General features: G+C 57.5%; 20 protein-coding genes and 2 tRNA genes. 4 read left to right on the top strand and 18 right to left on the bottom strand.

What is annotated here, in order from left to right; all coding sequences use genetic code 11:
• Nucleotides 1–4: 4 nt before the first annotated feature.
• The 10 genes from rplK to HGP16_RS25605 all read right to left on the bottom strand — a co-directional run bounded on the left by rplK (nt 5) and on the right by HGP16_RS25605 (nt 7,520).
• The gene (rplK, locus tag HGP16_RS25655; protein ID WP_168842808.1) at nt 5–436 is read right to left on the bottom strand and encodes a 50S ribosomal protein L11; all 432 of its coding nucleotides are present in this window, start codon (nt 434–436) and stop codon (nt 5–7) included.
• 214 nt (nt 437–650) lie between these two features.
• On the bottom strand, nt 651–1,181 hold the full coding sequence (gene nusG / locus HGP16_RS25650; RefSeq protein WP_004123460.1) for a transcription termination/antitermination protein NusG: 531 nt from the start codon (nt 1,179–1,181) through the stop codon (nt 651–653).
• An 18-nt stretch (nt 1,182–1,199) separates the two neighbouring features.
• On the bottom strand, nt 1,200–1,400 hold the full coding sequence (gene secE, locus HGP16_RS25645; protein ID WP_112341906.1) for a preprotein translocase subunit SecE: 201 nt from the start codon (nt 1,398–1,400) through the stop codon (nt 1,200–1,202).
• 195 nt (nt 1,401–1,595) lie between these two features.
• Nucleotides 1,596–1,671, bottom strand: a tRNA-Trp gene (locus tag HGP16_RS25640).
• A gap of 200 nt (nt 1,672–1,871) precedes the next feature.
• Nucleotides 1,872–2,747, bottom strand: a complete 876-nt coding sequence (locus tag HGP16_RS25635) for a 3-deoxy-manno-octulosonate cytidylyltransferase (protein ID WP_205926693.1) — start codon at nt 2,745–2,747, stop codon at nt 1,872–1,874.
• 5 nt (nt 2,748–2,752) lie between these two features.
• Nucleotides 2,753–3,439, bottom strand: a complete 687-nt coding sequence (locus HGP16_RS25630; RefSeq protein WP_168842807.1) for a glycosyltransferase — start codon at nt 3,437–3,439, stop codon at nt 2,753–2,755.
• Nucleotides 3,440–3,765: 326 nt separating this feature from the next.
• Nucleotides 3,766–4,659 (bottom strand): NAD-dependent epimerase/dehydratase family protein, encoded by an 894-nt coding sequence (locus HGP16_RS25625; protein WP_168842806.1) that lies wholly within the window; start codon nt 4,657–4,659, stop codon nt 3,766–3,768.
• A gap of 252 nt (nt 4,660–4,911) precedes the next feature.
• Nucleotides 4,912–5,421 carry an AAA family ATPase gene (locus HGP16_RS25615; RefSeq protein ID WP_168842805.1) on the bottom strand — a complete coding sequence of 170 codons (510 nt, stop codon included), beginning with the start codon at nt 5,419–5,421 and terminating at the stop codon, nt 4,912–4,914.
• A 71-nt stretch (nt 5,422–5,492) separates the two neighbouring features.
• Nucleotides 5,493–6,668 carry an elongation factor Tu gene (gene tuf / locus HGP16_RS25610; RefSeq protein WP_168842804.1) on the bottom strand — a complete coding sequence of 392 codons (1,176 nt, stop codon included), beginning with the start codon at nt 6,666–6,668 and terminating at the stop codon, nt 5,493–5,495.
• A gap of 414 nt (nt 6,669–7,082) precedes the next feature.
• The gene (locus HGP16_RS25605; protein ID WP_168842803.1) at nt 7,083–7,520 is read right to left on the bottom strand and encodes a DUF3597 domain-containing protein; all 438 of its coding nucleotides are present in this window, start codon (nt 7,518–7,520) and stop codon (nt 7,083–7,085) included.
• A gap of 330 nt (nt 7,521–7,850) precedes the next feature.
• On the opposite strand from HGP16_RS25605, the gene HGP16_RS25600 reads away from it, so the two are divergent.
• Together HGP16_RS25600 and HGP16_RS25595 are read left to right on the top strand one after the other, a co-directional pair.
• On the top strand, nt 7,851–8,279 hold the full coding sequence (locus HGP16_RS25600) for a polyketide cyclase (RefSeq protein WP_168842802.1): 429 nt from the start codon (nt 7,851–7,853) through the stop codon (nt 8,277–8,279).
• A complete protein-coding gene (locus HGP16_RS25595; RefSeq protein ID WP_168842801.1) occupies nt 8,272–8,730 on the top strand; it encodes a MarR family winged helix-turn-helix transcriptional regulator in 459 nt (152 codons plus the stop codon). Before HGP16_RS25600 ends, HGP16_RS25595 begins: the two co-directional genes overlap by 8 nt.
• A gap of 173 nt (nt 8,731–8,903) precedes the next feature.
• Here the strand turns inward: HGP16_RS25595 and HGP16_RS25590 are convergent.
• The 5 genes from HGP16_RS25590 to HGP16_RS25570 form a co-directional block, all read right to left on the bottom strand.
• Nucleotides 8,904–8,979, bottom strand: a tRNA-Ser gene (locus HGP16_RS25590).
• Between the two features lie 403 nt (nt 8,980–9,382).
• A complete protein-coding gene (locus HGP16_RS25585; protein ID WP_168842800.1) occupies nt 9,383–9,973 on the bottom strand; it encodes a hypothetical protein in 591 nt (196 codons plus the stop codon).
• Between the two features lie 362 nt (nt 9,974–10,335).
• Nucleotides 10,336–10,698 carry a hypothetical protein gene (locus HGP16_RS25580; RefSeq protein WP_168842799.1) on the bottom strand — a complete coding sequence of 121 codons (363 nt, stop codon included), beginning with the start codon at nt 10,696–10,698 and terminating at the stop codon, nt 10,336–10,338.
• On the bottom strand, nt 10,698–11,300 hold the full coding sequence (locus HGP16_RS25575) for a lysozyme (protein ID WP_168842798.1): 603 nt from the start codon (nt 11,298–11,300) through the stop codon (nt 10,698–10,700). Before HGP16_RS25575 ends, HGP16_RS25580 begins: the two co-directional genes overlap by 1 nt.
• On the bottom strand, nt 11,287–11,526 hold the full coding sequence (locus tag HGP16_RS25570; protein ID WP_168842797.1) for a hypothetical protein: 240 nt from the start codon (nt 11,524–11,526) through the stop codon (nt 11,287–11,289). Before HGP16_RS25570 ends, HGP16_RS25575 begins: the two co-directional genes overlap by 14 nt.
• A gap of 90 nt (nt 11,527–11,616) precedes the next feature.
• Between HGP16_RS25570 and HGP16_RS25565 the strand changes: the two genes are divergently transcribed.
• Nucleotides 11,617–12,417, top strand: a complete 801-nt coding sequence (locus tag HGP16_RS25565; protein ID WP_168842796.1) for a class I SAM-dependent methyltransferase — start codon at nt 11,617–11,619, stop codon at nt 12,415–12,417.
• On the opposite strand, the gene HGP16_RS25560 is transcribed toward HGP16_RS25565, so the two are convergent.
• Nucleotides 12,418–14,694: a hypothetical protein gene (locus HGP16_RS25560; RefSeq protein WP_168842795.1), complete on the bottom strand. Its 2,277-nt coding sequence runs from the start codon at nt 14,692–14,694 to the stop codon at nt 12,418–12,420.
• Between the two features lie 74 nt (nt 14,695–14,768).
• Here HGP16_RS25560 and HGP16_RS25555 point away from each other — a divergent pair, with 74 nt between their 5' ends.
• A complete protein-coding gene (locus tag HGP16_RS25555; protein ID WP_168842794.1) occupies nt 14,769–15,050 on the top strand; it encodes a hypothetical protein in 282 nt (93 codons plus the stop codon).
• On the opposite strand, the gene HGP16_RS25550 is transcribed toward HGP16_RS25555, so the two are convergent.
• Both HGP16_RS25550 and HGP16_RS25545 read right to left on the bottom strand, forming a co-directional pair.
• Nucleotides 15,007–17,589, bottom strand: coding sequence for a hypothetical protein (locus HGP16_RS25550; RefSeq protein WP_168842793.1), 2,583 nt, complete (start codon nt 17,587–17,589; stop codon nt 15,007–15,009). The genes HGP16_RS25555 and HGP16_RS25550 overlap by 44 nt on opposite strands.
• Nucleotides 17,589–19,328: a hypothetical protein gene (locus HGP16_RS25545; protein WP_168842792.1), complete on the bottom strand. Its 1,740-nt coding sequence runs from the start codon at nt 19,326–19,328 to the stop codon at nt 17,589–17,591. Before HGP16_RS25545 ends, HGP16_RS25550 begins: the two co-directional genes overlap by 1 nt.
• Nucleotides 19,329–19,334: the final 6 nt, after the last annotated feature.

Genomic DNA, 19,334 nt, shown 5'->3' with positions numbered 1-19,334 from the left:
GGTCTTAACCTACCACTTCCAGGCCCATGGCGCGGGCGGAGCCCTCGATCATGGCCATTGCGCCTTCGATATCGGCGGCGTTCAGATCCTTCATCTTGGCTTCGGCGATTGCCTTGACCTGAGCCCTGCTCAGGGTGCCAGCCTTGGCGCCCTTGCCCGGGGTCTTGGAGCCGGACTGGATCTTCGCTTCCTTCTTCAGGAAGTAGCTGACCGGCGGCTGCTTCATGATGAAGGTGAAGGACTTGTCCTGGTAGTAGGTGATGACGACCGGGATCGGCATACCCTTTTCCATTTCCTGCGTGGCGGCATTGAACGCCTTGCAGAATTCCATGATGTTAATGCCACGCTGACCAAGCGCAGGACCGATCGGCGGCGACGGATTCGCCGAGCCGGCCTTAACCTGCAGCTTGAGCTGGCCTGCAACTTTCTTAGCCATTTCTCTCTGCCTTTCTACTTGACCGGTTGCCCGGCCGACTAATGCCGGATCGCTCCGGCGGCTGCGGTTGCGTGGTGCGGATGACCAGGCCCGGCTAAGACCCTACCCTTCCACGCGGATTGCGGCTTCGCCGCGAGATATAAGTAAGCAATTACTCATATCCAAACTCGAACGAAAGGCCAGCAGCCAAGCCGGCCCCTCGCAAAGGATACAATCAAACTTTTTCGACCTGACTGTATTCCAGCTCGACCGGCGTAGCGCGGCCGAAAATCGACACTTCCACCTTCAGGCGCGAACGCTCTTCGTCCACATCCTGAACCGTGCCGTTGAACGAAGCGAACGGACCATCGGAAACGCGGACCTGCTCGCCAATCTCGAAGGATACGGAAGCCTTCGGCCGCTCGACGCCTTCCTGAACCTGACCGAGAATGCGCTCAGCTTCATAATCCGGAATCGGAACAGGCTTATTGTCGGAGCCGAGGAAGCCAGTCACCTTCGGCGTGTTCTTGATCAGGTGGTAGGCTTCGTCCGTCAGATTGGCGCGCACCAGCACGTAACCCGGGAAGAACTTGCGCTCGCTATCGACCTTGCGGCCGCGGCGCACCTCAACGACCTTCTCGGTCGGCACAAGAATCTTCTCGAACAGATGCTCGAGACCCTTCTGCCTGGCCTTCTCCTCAATGGATTCAGCCACTTTCTTTTCGAAATTAGAATAAGCGTGGACGATGTACCAACGTGCCGCCATGTTCATCTCCACCCGATATCAATTGCCGGTATTCAACACGTAGCCGAGAATCCAGCCAATGAGCTGGTCGGCAGCGAAGAAAAACAGCGAGGCGAAAACAACCATGACAAGCACCATCACCGTCGAGATCATGGTCTCGCGGCGTGAAGGCCAAGTAATTTTCGACGTCTCGGAGCGCACCTGCTGCAGAAACGCTAGTGGATTCGTTTTGGATGCCATTGACTGCCCACGCAATTACGGCGCGTAAAGCTGAACATATCAGCCCCACGCACCGCGTGTCTGTTGAACCCTACATAAACACCGATTCCCGATTTAACAAGAGGCAATACGGTGTTTTCTAAAATTTGCCGCCGGTTCGGCATAATCCTCAACCCGAGAAGCAGCGAAAAGACGCGCCAGTCAAATCAAGGAAAATGGCAGGGGCAGCAGGGCTCGAACCTACGACCTGCGGTTTTGGAGACCGCCGCTCTACCAACTGAGCTATACCCCTTCTTCCTTCGACTATTCGCTTCAAGCGGTGGACCGCCCGAGCAGTTCGAAGACATGGCGCTCCCTTTAAGGCGGGACGAAACGATTGGCAAGAGCGTTTTTTGTTTTTTCCCAATCGAACCCGCAGCTTCGCGCAGAGCACGTCCGCACCGCCGGACGTACCGCGAAGGGGAAGCCGCTGAAACGGCGCTTCCGGTTTCGCTATTCTCCGGAAGAGCCCTTCGGCTTGCGCTTGAGGAATTTCGGCCTGAGCCGGCGCAGGAAATTGTCCGTGGAGCGAATCACATTCGTCAGAGAGATCAGCTTGTCCACTTCGGCATCCGTATTGCCGAGCCGTTCCGACAGCACGTCCGCGGCTGCCAGCGAAATTTCGGCCGGCGGCAGTTCGGTGAAGCGCTGGGCAAGCCGGATATAGGGGCTCAGTGCAACGCCGCCATGGATGGTGATCTTTCCGAGCCGGGCAAACAGGCGCAGGAAGGTCTGCTCGAAGGTCCAATCATGAACGGAAACCACCCTCCACTTCTGACTGCGCCTGGCCGAGAAACCGGCGAGCACGATCGCGCCGGGCAGCTTCAGATCGCTGAGCCAGAGCGCCAGGGCAAAGCCGCTCGTCGGCGTCTTGCCTTCCGTATAGAAATCGGAACAGAAGCCGACCAGATCGAGATGACCGGTCGGAGCACCCTGGAAATCCGCGGCCGGATTGAGCCTCTCCTCCGAGCCCAGACGGATATTCATGATGCCGAGGAAATATTCCTTCGGAAAGAATTTCACGACCTCGCCCACCTCGCCGCGATAGACGATGTTTGCCCCGCGCGGCTGGCCGCGCGAGATCAGCAGTGAATGTCTATGAAACGGGCGGTCCAGAACCTTGTAGACCTTGTTGAAGAAGACGAAGAGCGCAGTCTCCGGAAACTGCGCCTGCAGGTTTGCGATATCTACCGCGTCGCTATTGGCGACCAAGACGATATGGGAAAACCCGGCCAGAATGGTCCGCCACTCGTCGGCGCTGTTCAGGCCGGCCGCGGAACCCGCAGCCGGTATGCCGACATCGATGTTTCCCGTCGTCTTGTGATCCAAATCGTTCACTTCTGCTGGACGTGCAGCATGCGGTCGCGCATGGCGAACCATTCCTCGGCATAGTCGTCGTTGCGATATTCGTCGAAATAGGGACCGCCATCGGTGAAGTGTACCAGCTTGGCATCTTCGCGGCGGTCGTATTCGTTGACGAGATAGTTCCAGGTCACCGGCACTTCGCCGATCTGATCGTCGCTATCCAGCCACTTGAACTGGTGGAGCTGCAGGCCGGTCGCCGTGTTGACGAAGTCCTTCGTCAATGCCGTGCACTTGGCATTGTTGAACAGGATCATGCTCGACCAGTTCTTCTTCTCGTATTTGGTCTGTGTCTGGCCGAGGAACTTGGTTTCGACCTTCGGCTGGTAGTCGTGCTTCACGCACATGGCGGCATAGCGGTCGTCACGCAATGCCCAGAGTTCGGCGATATCGGCACGGGCGAGCATGTCGCAATCCATGAAGATGCTCCAGCCTTGATAGTCGCTGAGATAGGGAACGAGGAAGCGCGAGAAGGAAAACTCGGTCGACTGCAGCGGATTGCGCTCACGCGTGAAGATGCCATCGAGATTGTTGAGCACGATCGGCGAGAAGACCACCGGGATCGACGAGCGCTCGATGATGCTCTGGGTCAGGACGTGATAGGCCACGACTTCCTTGGAATCGAAACCGACAAAAATACGTGCAACATTATCCTTCATGATACCTCCGAAGCGGCTGAACGCTTGCAGGTCAGCCGGCAAACCATTTTTCGTCGCGACACTGGCCGCGCCCACCCCATCCCTTAGCGCGCTCTTGCCGAGGATGCTCGTTCGAAACAGGGGCCGGACGTACCGCACCTCGGCTACAATCTCCAGGAGATGCGCCGCGAACGCAACCCTACTTAAATAAACGGGGATATTTGTCGAGTGTTTGCGGAAGCATTTTTGGTTTTGCTGCGTAACAAATGGAGAGGCAGTGCCGGCAGCAGCCCCTCACCCTGCCCAGCGCCGCGAGAGAGCGCCGGGAACGCTTTAAAGGCAGCACCTCAAACGTTCACATAGCGACGCCAGTTATGCTCTTCCTTGAAGCCAAGCACTTCGCGGATTTTGCGGTTGGACAACAGGCCCTCATACTCGCCGATGTCGCGGGTAAAAGGCACGTTCGGAAAGTGCTTCGCGGCAAGCTCACGCGATGGCGTGTTGGCCGAGATCGTGTCGTTCGCGGCATTGAACACCTGGAAACCGAGGCCATCCTTCCCGATGCAGAGATGGACGATCTGGCCGAGGTCGCGGGCGTCGATATAGCTCCAGGCGATACGCTTGCGGATTTCGCTGTTGGCGAAAAACTCGGGGAACCGCTCATATTCATGAGGCTCGATGACATTGCCGATGCGCAGCGCATAGATGTCGATGCCGAAACGCTCGGCGAAAGCCCGAGCCGTCTTCTCGTTCACGACCTTGGACAGGCCATAGGAATCCATCGGATTGACATCATAATCTTCCTCCAGCGGCAACTGGTGAAAATCGCGATGACCTTCGGCAAAGCAGATGCCATAGGTTGTCTCGCTGGAGGCGATGATGATCTTCTTCACGCCGAGCTTCGCGGCCGCCTCGATGACATTGTAGGTGCTCATCGTGTTGATGCGGAACGTCTCGTTGTCGGGCTTAATCAGGATGCGCGGTATGGCGGCGAAATGCACGACGGCATCGAAAGGTTGCACGCCCTTGCCCTGATCGAGATCCGGGAAATCGCGATGCATGGTCAGGACATCATATACCTGTCCCGCATCGGTGACATCAGCCTGCAGATTGGTGACGCCGGGGCTGTTCAGCGGCACGAGATCGACATTGTGGACTTCGTAGCCGGCATTCACCAGCCACGGAACCGCGTGACGTCCGGCCTTGCCGCTTCCGCCCGTGAACAAAATACGTTTCTTCATGAAAATCTCCTCCTTGGAAAATCGAGCGATAAATAGGCCCTTGAGCTCATTTCGCAAGACAAGCCTTGGTGAGCGAAGGCTCTTCCGGCGAAATAATCGGATCGATGCGGCCGGCTTGCCAAGGAAGCTAACGGCGACTGGGGTCACTATACCGCCGGCAAGAGCGATTTCGTTGCGGATGTCGTGCGTCGTGCAAAAGCAGAACTCACGCCGGCGAGCCATATCACCATCCGGCGATAATATGTTTTAAGACTACCGGAACAGATGTTTCAGCACCGCATCCACGCTCTGCTCGATCGAGAGACGGCTCGTGTCGAGGATCTCGCAGCCATTTGCCTGGGCTTCGCGACGCAGATAGGCCGCCCAGTTCATCATATTCGCGTCGGCAAGCTCCGGCTGGTCTCGCTCGACTGCTAGGCGATGGGTGCGCGTTGCGTCGTCGCAATCGATCAGCAACAGGCGATAGTCGTCGATGTCGGCGGCGGCCGCTGCCTCCTTGATGAAGGATGGCCGCATCTGCCCTTCGAAGAGAACGGCCCTGGCCTTCCGCACCTGTGGCGCAAGCTGTGCCAGCCATTCCACGGTCTTGTCCCGCTGCCAGCCCTCGGGCGAACCATGATCGCGGATCATGGCGGCAAGCGACGGCACGCCGATACTGTCGAAATGATAGACGGCTAAGGTAGACGCATGGTCCCTGGCGATCGCCTGCGCGATCGCGGTCTTTCCCGAGCCCGAAGCACCGGTCAGAATGATCAGGCTCATGCAACACCTCCCAATAAGAAAAGGCCCCGCTGTTTCCAGCAGGGCCTCTTTATAAAGGAATAATCCGAAGATTACTCGACGATGGAGGCGACGATGCCTGCGCCGACGGTACGGCCGCCTTCGCGGATGGCGAAGCGAAGCTTTTCTTCCATCGCGATCGGAACGATCAGCTCAACGGCAACGGTGACGTTGTCGCCAGGCATAACCATTTCCGTGCCTTCCGGAAGCGTCACGATGCCGGTCACATCCGTCGTGCGGAAGTAGAACTGCGGACGGTAGTTCGTGAAGAACGGCGTATGACGGCCACCTTCTTCCTTCGTCAGGATGTAGGCTTCGGCCATGAACTTCTTGTGCGGCTTGACAGAGCCAGGCTTGCACAGGATCTGGCCACGCTCGACGCCGTCACGGTTCACACCACGAACCAGCGCGCCGATGTTGTCGCCGGCCTGGCCCTGATCGAGCAGCTTGCGGAACATTTCAACGCCGGTCACCGTCGTCTTCGACGTCGGGCGGATGCCGACGATCTCGACTTCTTCGCCAACCTTGACGATACCGCGCTCGACGCGGCCCGTCACAACCGTACCACGGCCAGAGATCGAGAACACGTCTTCGATCGGCATCAGGAACGGCTGGTCGATCGGACGCTCTGGCGTCGGGATGTAGGCGTCAACCTGAGCCATCAGCTCGCGGATCGCGTCTTCGCCGATCTTCTTGTCCGAATCTTCAAGAGCGGCAAGCGCCGAACCCTTGACGACCGGAATGTCGTCGCCCGGGAAGTCGTAGGACGACAGAAGCTCGCGAACTTCAAGCTCGACCAGCTCGAGAAGCTCAGCGTCGTCAACCTGGTCGACCTTGTTCAGGAACACCACGATCGCCGGAACGCCAACCTGGCGGGCAAGCAGGATGTGCTCGCGCGTCTGCGGCATCGGGCCGTCGGCAGCCGAGCAAACCAGGATCGCGCCGTCCATCTGTGCGGCACCGGTGATCATGTTCTTCACATAGTCGGCGTGGCCGGGGCAGTCGACGTGCGCATAGTGGCGAGCAGGCGTCTCGTACTCGACGTGTGCCGTCGAGATCGTGATGCCGCGTGCCTTTTCTTCCGGTGCGGCGTCGATCTGGTCGTACGCCTTGAACTCGCCGAAGTACTTCGTGATCGCTGCCGTCAAGGACGTCTTGCCGTGGTCAACGTGCCCGATCGTCCCGATGTTAACGTGCGGCTTATTGCGCTCAAACTTACTCTTTGCCATTTGAATGCTTCCTGTGAACGTAATGAGTGACCCCGGCGAACCGGTTTAGTGCCGCCGTTTAAGGCTTTCATCGCATTTGCGCAAGACTTAATTGCAGGGCCTATTCCGGGCGAAGCCTGGTTGGCCACGGATGATCTGCGGCCCCCAACATTCCTTCGCCGCGCAAGGTTCGACGGCCGATCCGGAAAGACAAAAAAGCATTTGCCGGTTCAGACGCTTAGATAGGGAAGTACAGACGAGAATTCCAGTGCCGGATGCGGGAGCGATCCGCCCATCCGCATGAGAAGGGCCATCAACGGAAAGCGCCCTCTCCCGACGGGAAAGGGCGCATGACTATCAGGCGGCGACATTCGCTCCGCCACCATGCATGATCCGGCACGTCGGCAGATACGAGCGGACCGGGACTTGGCGTGGTCAGTCAAGAAGATCAGCTGGCACCTTGCCGCCATTGTCGGCGAGTTTCTTCAGAAGCGCCTTGTGCAGGAACATGTTCATCTTGGCGGAATCGCCGGCATCGCCGGTATAACCGAGTTCCTGCGCCAATTCCTTGCGCTCCGAAAGGCTCGCATCCATGCCGAGCGCCTTCATGAGATCGACGATCGAATGTTTCCAATCCAGCTTCTGGCCGCTCTTCTTGACGGCAGCGTCGAGGATCGAGGCGATATCCACAGGAGCGGACGGCGCACTGGTCGCGGGCGAAGTTGCTGCCGTGGTCGCTGAAGGAGCCGGTGTCGGCGCAGGCGCAGGCGCAGGATTGGCGGTCGCCGCCGTGCTCTGCGTCGGGGCCGGAGCGGCCTCCGCAGCCTTTGCCTGCCCCCAGATTGCACCCTTGATCTTATCGAAGATACCCATTTCCGCTCTCCCGTTTCGGTTGCCAGAGCAATATCTATCGCTCGCGAGAATATAAGCAACCCTTCATGTCAAATATGCAAAGGCGGATGAGTATCCACCTTTGCCCAGCGACAGGCGGCAATTCAAGTGCAACCGCACCCAACGGCCAGCTTCGTGAGATCAGTGAAGTTCTGAACGTTCCGGTCGAAGCCTTGCGAAAGCATTGTCCGCATGCCGTCAAGCGGCTTGAAACGGGCTTGGCGAAAAATTCCTCTTGCAATATTATCTGCGCACAGATAATCTGTTCACGGATCAAATGATTGATCGAAAGAGATGGATGGAGCGAAAGCCATGTGGATCAACGAGTATACCGCCGTTTCCCCCCTTTCGGCGCAGGCAATCTGGGCCGCGCTCAAGGCGCTGCACGAAGGTCGCCTTACTTACGAGGGCGCCGATACATTCGTGCTGCATGGGCCATTCGCCAAAGGCTCTCGGGTCTCTGTCACACCCGTCGGGCAGGACACATTTGAAGCAACCATCGTCGACGTTATCGACAATGTGACCTATGCCGACGAGACCTCGTTCGGCGATACGAAACTGTTGTTCCGGCATACGTTGGTGCCAATCGCGGATGGCACACAAGTGACACATCGGCTTGAGATTTCCGGCCCCTCCGCCGCCGAGGTCGGACCGGAACTTGGGCCGCAGATCAGCGGGGATTTCGATACATCGATGGCCAAGTTATTCGAGCAGGCGCAGGAGTTTGCGAACCTTGGCTGAAGAGCAGAAACTCAACACCCGCTTCAAGGGCGGCCCTTCGGAGAGTCCGGGATTGTTGCTGTGGCGAACCACCATGCGCTGGCAGCGTGTCATGACGGCGGCGCTGGCTCCGCTGGACCTGACACATGTCCAGTTCGTGCTATTGGCCTCGGCCATGTGGCTCGGCCGCGATGGTCAGCCACCCAACCAGGTGCAACTCGCCGCTCAGGCGGGCACCGAGGTAAAGATGACGTCTGACGTCGTTACCCGGCTCGAGGCAAAAGGATTGATCGCACGGGAGACCGACCCGCACGATTCCCGAGCCAAGGTGATACGCGTTACCGCAGCCGGGGCGGCGGCGGCACAGCGCGCCATCGTCGTCATCGAGACCGCCGACGCGGAATTTTTCGAGCCGGTGGACGAGGTACAGCTCGCCGGCCTGCTGCGACAGCTTGCCGGCGAAATCCGCTAAGCTCGGCGGGATGGCACCGCCTACCCAGAGCGTTTCCGCTTTTCTTCGAATGCGAAGGAGGAGGCGCGCTTCACGCGCAGCAAGCTCCTCGTCATCTATAAAGAGCCTCTGCAGATTTCAGCGAAGCACCGACTGAGAAGCGCCTGTTCAGATTACTTAAAACTCGGGAAACATGGAGCGGGTAGCGGGAATCGAACCCGCGTATTCAGCTTGGAAGGCTACCTAAACAATCAATCTTTTCTATATCGCCGTGTCACTCTGTTTCCGTGGCGTTCACTTACGGAAGAAACTTCGAGACACGTTTTGTTCACGGCGCCAATTGACATTTATCATCGCCGATAGCACCTATGCGATGTTGGCGTGGCGGCCGCTTTCACACAGGGAACGATGAAACCTATGTGAGGCCGAACTATGCGATTTCAGGAAATCAAGAACTGGACACCGGGATATTTGAATGTCTGCCCGAGGCATTTGGGGATTCGGGTGAGGTGCGAGGCGTGCGGGATCGAAAAGGACTTCGATCGGGATGCCCTTCCCTTCAAATTCCATCATGCCCACGTGGAAGACATTGAAGCAAAGCTGAAATGCGAATGCGGGGAGAAAAGAGCCCGGTTGATATTCGGGTCTCTGATGGGTGACGACTAATCGCCGATCACTGCCCAGCCGGCCGGCTCGCGTAGATCTGGCGCTCGAGGCGATCCTGGCGCTCTCGCATATCCAATAACAAATCGCGGGCACTGTAGGTATTCGCCTGCCCTTGCTTGAGCTCGTCGATCTGCTTCTGGATCTGGGCTTTCTGCTGATCATCGGATTGCCAGACGCGCTCAAGCTCTTGCCGCGGGACTTGGCTTTCACGGAGATCCTTGATCGCCGTGTCAGTCCTGATGCGATCTTCGGCAGCTCGATCAGTTCGCCATTTCATTTCGGCTTGGGAGACAGTTGTCTCGCCCATCTTGGCGACGGCCAAATCTAGCCGGTCCTGTCCCTTGCTAAGCGTTCCATAGAAGAACGTCCCGATCGTCACGAGCACCGTGAAGCAGACACCAGCGGCGGCCCAGATAACAGGCCATTGTGTCTTGCTGCTGCTCCTCATCTCGTTCGATAGCGCTGACAGGCCGGCATTGACCGTCTGAAACCCGGTGTTCATGTTCGACCGCAGATCGACGATATCTTTCCCTTGGTTCTCTACCCGCTCAGACAGGCGGGCATACTGTGCCATCGGGTCGAAGCCATTTGTGGGCATATCCAAGTTCCCTGCCATTTATCCTGTGTCCCGCCCTATGAAATGCTGATGGAATTCCACGCCAGCAGCAGAAGTGCCGCCAGCGTGAAAGAAAATGTGAGAAAGCCGAGAAGGTTCGCGGCCGCTCTCATTTTGATTGGGCGCCAAAGCGCGCCTGTGTGTCGTCATAGAACAGTGCGCACCGTCCGCCACGCGCGTTTGCCCGATCGAGGGCGCCTCGCTCCCGCACAAGCACGGAACGCAGCTCATCGCCTACCCTGACGGCAGCATGCGGTTCTTTCTTCCGGCAGTCGTCGGGAAGCGGCGGCAGATTGGTGCCAGCGGCAATAAGGCCCTTTGCCGATGATGCCTTTCCCAGCCGATCAGTGAGACTGCAGCCAGAGGCGATCAGCATCATCGACAAGACAACTGCGGTTCGCAGCGGATAGCTTTTTCTCATAATCGGAAATTGCAACATCGTTTTCGGCATCCTTTGCCTGCTGTGCTAGTTCGTCCGCAGCCTGACGCTTGGCGGCTTCGGTGAGGGCTTGGGAAGCGGCATTGCGCTGGCGTTCCATTTCGGCAGCCTTGGCTTCTGCCGTCGTCTTCTCAGCAAGCTCGACATATCCGGCCCGAGCGCGATGCTCTGCGGCCGGAATGCTGATGAGGCTCATGAAGGCATAGACGATGAAGCCGCCAACGACGGCGCCGGCTGCGAGCTTGATATAATCGAGGAGACCGAACATCAGAGGCCACTCACACAGGTTTCAGCCTCGCCGAGCCGCTGGGCATCGCCCATCTCACGGCGATTCACCAAGCCATCGACGACCTGGCCGCCTGCCTGATTGAACCGGGCCTGCATTTCGCAAGCCAGGCGATAGCTGCCCTTTCCGGCCTCCCGCATGGCGCTGGATCGCAACAACGCTCCCAGCCCGAAGTTATAGCCGCCGGAGATCTGCGAGGCCTGCAAGCTGACCGGAAAGCTCGTGAACTTCGGCACTTGTTTGGTGAGCGGCAGGTAATACTCCTCGTAGACTTCCTGCTCGAGGAATGCGTCGCACTCCTCCTTGGTGAAGCTCATGCCAGCGGTGACAGGCTTGCCGTTGATCCGGGTCTTGCCGTAGCAGATGTCATAGATCTTGGCGTAACGGTCCCGATGCGCCTTGAGGACAAGGCCCTCCCAAGGCTTGATCAGCTTGTCGGTCGCGAGGATGACGGCCGGCGGATAAACGTGCTTTGCCGGGTTGGTATCCTTGGTGGACTGCCAGCCGGCAGCAGCGGCGGCGACAAGGGCAGCGGCGATCGCTGCCTTCCCGCGCTTGGTGGCGACGATCTTATTGATCGGCATCAGTGTCACCTTTCAGATTTTCTTGAACAACAAGGCGAGAGATCAGCGCGCCGCAAGTCACCAGCCCGGTGAGGGCCGCAAAGGTGCCGCGCGGGATGGTGACGAACTGATCGATGATCGGGAGGGCGACTTCGCAGCCGGACAGGATTCCGGCCACGACGATGAGGCGGATGCTCCACGCGCGGCGAAGCACCCGGCCCCATTCGGGAACGAGTTTCGGTTTCATAAGATGTCCGATTGTTAAGCGATGACCTTGAAGTCTGGCATGGTTAGGTTGTAACCTGTTTCCACCGTTACCCAAAAATTAGGAATAGCAATGAACGCCGAACATGACGCACGCCTAGAAGACATTAAGAACAAACGCAGCGCCAAGATGGCAAAGCTAAAGAACTTCTTGCGCGACGATATGCCATGCACAGTAAATGATAATGTCTATAATTATCTTTCAAAAGAATTGCGTGCTATGTCCGGTATCGTTGACACCAACGCTGTCTCCTCGATGGGGTACGACCATCACGGGTTGAATTTGGTTGAAAAATACAAAGACGGCCTTGTGCTTGATTGTGGCGCGGGAAGGCGAGACATTTATTTCGACAACGTCGTAAACTTCGAGATCGTTGATTATGATTCCACCGATGTTGTGGGTGTCGGCGAAGAACTTCCGTTCAAAGACAATACGTTTGACGCAATTATCTCCATTGCGGTGCTGGAACACGTCAAATACCCATTCCGCTGTGCTGCGGAGATTATGCGTGTCCTAAAGCCGGGCGGAGAGCTTTACTGCGCCGTGCCATTCTTGCAGCCTCTCCACGGCTATCCGCACCACTATTATAACATGAGCCATCAGGGCCTTCGGTCTCTGTTCGATCCTCTCGAGGTTATCGAGCAAGACGTTCTCGACTCCACCAGCCCTATATTTTCACTGACGTGGATCCTGGAACGGTGGGCTAAGCAGCTTCCGGATGAGGACCGCGCAGCTTTCGAAAATCTCAAAGTGAAAGACTTGATCGATTCCCCGTGGAACCTTCGCGATAAACCATGGGCGGCAAATCTCCCGAAGGCTGCGCAATTCGAGCTTGCGAGCGCAACAATCCTTCGCGCTCGCAAGCCTGAATGATCACCGGTCCACAATCTCGACACTCATGGATTCGCAAATGATATCATTGGCCGCGGCGACCGAGTTTGTGGCTTGCACCGCCACGGCAAGGCCGCTTGCAAGATTGTTGCTCGGAAGCGTCACGGCCGACGTTACCGCAGTCGCGCCGACGATACCCTTTAGCGTCGCCTTCTGAGAGGTCGAGGAAATGATATCAATCGTTGCCTCAAGCTCCCAGCTCGCACCAGACGTGGTTGTTGTGAAACCGCCCATGCTTATGGTTGCCCCGGTAAGAAGCACTGTCTTGCCATTGGTGTTTGCGGCGGTTCGGCCATACGCTTTAACCTTGATGCGCTTGCCGACATGCAGATATTCGGATGGGAGAGTTACCGACATAAGATTGGTGGCGGTTGTGTTCGCCGCCGTAGCCGCTGCTGTCGTGTTTTTGAAGACGGAGTCGCCGACAAAATTTAGGTTTGCCTGATCCTGAACATCGATCGCGCATCCGGCGAATCGATTTGCGCTCCCGACCTTATAATTGCGAATTTGAGCGGCAAGAACGATGCCAGTAGCGCAATACTGGATAACGTTCGCGTCAATAACGGAAGCCCGCAGAATATTGGTGGCCGCATTATATGTGACTGCTGTTATTGATATACCTGTCCCGACACCGACATTGCTATCGGTCGCTGTAATCTCGTTTCCAATGATGGTCTGAGAATGCGCGTCGATGCAGTTGACAACGGCATTACCTGCGCCTGACGTCCACAAAAGATTACCTGTGATCTGGCTATCGTCTACCCTTTTAAGGTATATCGCATTATTGGTTGTATTTACATGGCAACCATGCATCACCAATTGTGATTCATCCGAGGAATTGCACTCGTAAAATACGCCATACGAGCCCGAGACAAAATCACAATCAGAAATATGGATGCCTTCAATGAAGCTTTCGCCTTGAACGGCTATCTGAAAGTAATAAGCATAGCAGTTTGTAACGTGGTATGGCGACGCATCTTGACCCGAGGCAATGGCCCGAAACCAGATGAACTTCCCTATGGTTGGGGAGGATAGCGCTCCGTACCATTGGCAATAATTGATTTCTACGTTGCTTGCCGAAAGCGTCTGAATGCCGACCGCCCAGCAATAATTTGGGCTGTCTGAGGCAAACATGCAATCATGAACACGAAAAGTGGCGGTCGGGCGGCCTACAACGTCATTGCCATAAAAGGTCAAGGCGGCGCCGTTTGCCGCGCCATTAGTTCCGCCAGTAGCAATGAAATCTATGCCTGCAACCGTCGCTGTATTCGTCGGCTTTGTTGCGTCACCAAAATACCACCAGTTGCCATTTGAGCGAGTAATATAAAGCCCGTCTCCAAGCGGGAAGAGAAAGCGCGTCTTACCATTGCCCTGGCCTTCGATATGCAATGCATAACCATTGCCGTTGACGGCAACGTTGAGAGTCCCAGAAAACGTAAAACTTCCGTCTCTGACATGAAGCTTACCCCACGTCTGCTTCGCGAAATTGCAAGCCGCCAAGAAAGCGGTATTGTTGACGGCCCCTGCATTGCCGGGAGCGAGCCCGAACCAGTTCGCCCACACCTCGCCATCGGTATTTCGCACCCAGCAGCCCGTCGCTACCGGAACAGTTGAGGACGCGCAGTAAACGCCCTGGCTTGTATCGATGCCTGTCAGCGTCGTAAAGTCGCCCAGAACCCAGCGCCAAACGCCTTCACGACCGCTCTCCTTGAGGGCCGCTGAAGTCCATACCGAAGTATCGAGCGCAGCCATTGCCGCCCGATTAGCAACAGGAATGGTGCCAGGAAGAATGGTAGCCGCCGCAGCTTCAGCCTCTGCCGCTGCTGCCTCGGCCAAAGCCTGTGCGGCTTGTGCCGCTGCTTTCGCAGCTTCGGCGGCGGCGGAGTCCGTCAGATGGATCGGTTGAAACTGGATAACGCTTGTGCCGATAACCACAGGATCGGACGATGATACACAATAGACCACAAACTCATCGACATCGGCATTGAGCACAAGAACCTGCGTTCCATTGACCACGTCTTTTGTCTTGTTGAAATCCCTCGATCGACGCCATTGGCCGGTGTCGGCGACATAGATTCCATTTTCGTAGCCGGCGGTCTGGTTCTTGACCAAGACGCGGTCGCCCGTGACGACAGCTACACCGTCGATCGTCTGCTCGCCATAGAGCGCGATATTCGCCGTGGTGGCAACGCGACAAGGCCCCTTTACGGCGACGGAAGAGGAAAGGCCATCGGTGCGATCGATTTGGATAGAAGTCATGGGGGTTCCTTTCGGAAGAGCCTTGCTTTTCCGGGCGTTGTGGCGCTTTATCTGAGCTCCTGCTTGGAGATCAGATGGCGAGCGATACGAAGAAGTTTCTGCAGTTCATTGCCGCCATGCTTGGCCTTGGCCTTTTTGGCGGCCTGATCATTCAGGCAAACCCACCGAGCTCCCTCGCGCTTCCCATTGGCCTCGCATGGATCGTCGTCTTTATTGGCGTGATCGGATTCGTCATCGCCGGCAAACAGGGCACCAAAGACATCCTGTCCGCTATGGCATTGATGTGGGTAGCCTTAATAGCTGGGGCAGCCTTTATAGTGTGGCTGGTAGTAGCGGGCGCTGGCCATAGTCTTTGAGCCTTTGGCGCTGCATCCGATTGGTGTAGCCAGGGCTTGCCCAATTCCTCAACGCATTCAAAAACAATACATCGAGCGCCGGCCGGACGTAGCTAAGATTGATATAAGGCGTGTTCTGCAGGGCAAGATTGAGAACATCTCCAGCCAATTGCGGTGTCTTCCCTTCGATTGCCGCATCTCGTGCTTTCATCGGTATTTTTAACATGTCAGACAATGTTCCGATGAATGGGCCGGAGAACGTTTCAAAGGCTCCAGAACCAAACCGATTATTCTGCCCGAATAGGAAGTCTCCATAGATGCCAAGCGCGCCGCCCTGCGTGAGTGCAGCAACGATTACTTTCGGGTCCATTGGATTGCGTGGCGGCCAATAGCCTTTCACCGCGTCTTTCATCGTCATGGCCATATAGCCGGCCACTGTGAGCCCGGCGATCAGCGCTCCGATGTGCGGCGCATTGTTCATGATGCGCTCATACTTCGTTGCCCCTCGCCCGCCGAAGAGAGCCCGGCCAAGAATGCGCTGGGAGAAGGCAACTGGGAATCCCTTGAACTGCATGATGAAGCGCGCCGCCTCGCCTGCGAATGTTCCCGGCCGTTGCCCCCAACTGGTTATGCGCCGGCTCGCCGCATCCGTCTCGACGATCGCATAGTTCGTCTCATCCGCCACATAGCGGAGAAGAGCGAGTTGAAGTTCGCGTCGACCGTCATTCAGGATTTCGGCTTTGCGGGCATCCGTCTTTGCTGTCGCCAGCCGGTCAGCCACCAATGGCGCCACAGCCTCGTCAGGGAGGTCTTGGATGGCGTCGGGCGTGATGTAGCTCTGGCCATTGATTTCGCGCTTGCTGGCCCGCCGTATGGCGTTCCAGCGAGTTTCATCAATGCCATGGAGCCCGAGGACATGGGCGAAGTTCGCCGGAAGATCCTTGAACTCGTTCTCGGCCCGCATGCCGATCTCGGCAGCGACAGTGCGCCCGACAACGGAGCGCCCGACATCGGTCCACCAGTTGAGGCCCGACCATTTGAAGAACTGTTCCGTCAGCTTGCTCATCTTGCCGACGGGGCCATCATTGGCGAGGCCGTGCGAGATGATCTCGCCGACCATACTGTCAAAGCCTTCGCCGAAGAGATAAGCGATCTCAGCCTGTTCCCCTTTTGGCCTGCCACGGAAGATGCCGTCCATTTGATGCACCATGCCATTCCAGAAGCCGGAGCCACGGAACATAGCCGCCTGTGCAGCGCCAACGACATCGGTAGGCATAGCCGTGAGAACCGCAGCGCCGAGCTTTGCCATGCTTTGAACGGCGCGGATATCGCTACCGATCTTGGCCGCCTTGACATTACCCGGCCGGGATATGATGCCGGACATGACATCGAATGCACCCTTGAGCGGACCGGCGTCAGTTGTCAGCTTTTGGATTGCCTTCACCTTGGCTTCCGGATCAAGATTTGGATCGTCCCGCAGTTTCCGTTTTTCAGCTTCCACGAGACTGTTGAACATGATTTCCGGGTTCGGCCCGAATACGTCCATCTGCGCTGCCATGCTCGCCGCACGGCGCTGATGAGCCATGATGCCATAGATAGAATTGCCATAGCCAAAGACATCCCGATAGGCGATGGCGTTTTCCGCATCCTTGAAATGCAACACGCGGGTCTTGCCGAGGCTCTTCGCCAGGTTCGCCGGATTGACGCGCTGGCCCTTCTCCTTGGCCGTTGCCTTGTTCGGAACGCCGGTGATGATGGTATCGTAGATATCGCCGAGGATCTGCTTTACTTCCTCAGGCGAAGACGCATCGGGGAACGTGCGGTTCAGGTCGAGCAGCGGCGCGGTACGGGATATCCACGCATCCTTGCCAGCTTGGATCATCTTCAGATCGTCATGCACCTGTGCGCCGGCCCAGCCATCGAGCTTGCCGATCGATGCGCCGAACTTGTTCAGTTCCGTACGGCTGGCTTCGAGATGCTTGGCGAAGACGCCAGCAAGATATTTGGCATCCTCATTGCCGGTGATGCCGGGTTGACCGCCTTCGCGGATTTCGCCCATCTCACGGAAGACGTCATCCGACAGCCGCTTGTCGGCAAGGGCATGGACGAGATAGGGCCGATCCTTCTGGATCTCGGACATCATCGCGCCGACATAGCGCGCCTCATAGCCGAGACGGCTGGCGAAGACGGAATCACGGGCACCTTCGACGCCTTGTTGCGATCCTTCCATGATCGCAAGGATTGAATCCCGTGGCGATAGGCCGGCTGCCTTGAAGGCTTTTATGGTCTGGTCGAGCCGATCGCGTGCCAGGATGTTGAGCGCGGTATGGCGCTTTTGAAGTGCAGCGGCAATCTTGGTGCGCTCCGCAATGTCCTCAGCTCGCGCCTTGATCCGGTCTTCGACATTGTCGGTGATGCCGGCGGCCCGAAGCTTCTCGCGTTCTTCCCGCGCCGCGCGGTAGGCCGCTGCAAGCTCTCGATCGCTCAGTTCGCCGCCGACGGCCTTTGCCGCTGCAGTTGCTGCGCCATAGCAGGCGGAATTCTTGAAATCGTCTGCCATCAGATCGCGCATCCCGCGAAGGCTTTCAGCGCCTCGCTATAAGCTGTTGCGGTTTTGACCGTTTCATCGGCGACATCAAGGGACACCATGTCTTCTTCCGTCAAGCGGCCGGAGTTTCGAAGCTGATCGATATCGGCCATCTCGGGGAATTCTCCAGTCTCCGGATTGACGCGATACTGCTCGGCCATTTCCTTCGGAGCTTCGGGAAGCTTGACGCGCTTTTCCGCCTGCACCACGGCAGGATCGGCCTCGACTTGCGGCGTTGAAGTGTCTACTGCGCTCTGATAGCGGACCCGGTTTTCCGCAAGGACGCGCTGTCCCGCTTCATCTGCGGCGCTGCGAACCTTGGAAAATTCTTGCCTCGCACTTGCGAGCGCCTTGCGGGCCGCCTTGGCCTGCTTTGTCGGGCCAATGCGGAAATCATTCTCGGCCTTTGCGATCGCATCGGGGCCGATGCTCTGGACGATGCTTTGCTGCTCCTGCTCAAGCGCTTGACGGCGGGCTGCCGGGATATTGCCGGCGAGCTCCGCCTCAACAGCGCGGAGACGTTCAGCCGATGCCGGGTCGATCAAGCCAACGGTATCTGAGGTGCGGCGAGCGGCGAGCGGTTCCTCGATCGCGGCAACCGCATCCTGCGCCTGCTGGAATTTCGCTTCAGCATCATGATAGCGTTGCGCCAGCACCGGGTCATTGCGGAAGACTTCGCTGCGGATCGTCGTCTCGAAATCCTGAACCGGAGCCGGACGATTGTCCATGAACCGGCCGACGCCAGTCGAGGAGAACAGATCATTCCGATCGATCTTGCCGAAGAGCGCCGGCGACCATGCCGGGTTTACCTGATCCGCAAGTCTGCCAACGAAATTTGCACTGGTCGGCGAGAGGCTGACCTCTGAATTGTTGATCAGGCCGTCGAGCGCATCATTGAGTGCCACGCGCGATGCCTGGACATTGTTCAGCGTGGCAAGCTTTTCCTCGGCATCTGCCCTGACCGTCGGCGAGACATCGCGGCCAAAGACGCCATGCAAGGCACCGAATGCTCCACCGACAAGACCGGCCATGCCGATCTGCGATAGGGTCGACTGCCAGGAGATATCATCGCCTAGCTCTCCCCTCGTCGGCGCTGTGGCGACGCCGGCAAGAGCAGCATTCCCAGCGGCATCCATCGCGCCTGAGATGATCCGGCCACCGACCTTGCCGAAGCGCGCCACATTCGCGCCAATGACCGCCTCACCCGCCACAGGGATATAGTTCAGCGGGTCGATGGCAGAGCCTGCCAAGTTGCCGATGAAGGACGTGATAGGCCGCTTCTGGGCATAGAAATCACGAACCTTCTTAGCGTCATCCATTGCCGCAAGAGCTGCGGCTCTGTCCGTCGTCATGCCCTTCTGGAATGGGATATCCTTTCGGAACGATGGCGACGCCTCGTATTGATCCTTGGTCATTGGGTCCGCGCCGTTATAGCCCGTGCCCAGGACGTTGCGAATGATGCTGTCCGGCGCGATGGTCCGGTTGATCGCACCAAGTGCGCCCGAGATCGTGCCGCCATCATCAGGCGGCGCAACTTCTGGCGTGCCGAGATCGCGGATCGCGGTACCGAGACCGAAGCTCGACAGCACGCCACCCTTGGACTGGTCCCAGAACGTCGAGCCCAGAGACATCGGCTGATCGAGCGCCGACGTCACGAACTCAGCGTCGGTCATGCCGGAGCCGGTAGGGTTCTCAATGAATTGAAAGCTCACATGGAC

Origin of the sequence: Rhizobium sp. P40RR-XXII (assembly GCF_012641405.1) — a bacterium.
GTDB lineage: Bacteria > Pseudomonadota > Alphaproteobacteria > Rhizobiales > Rhizobiaceae > Rhizobium.
This window is presented reverse-complemented; position numbering and strand designations above follow the sequence as displayed.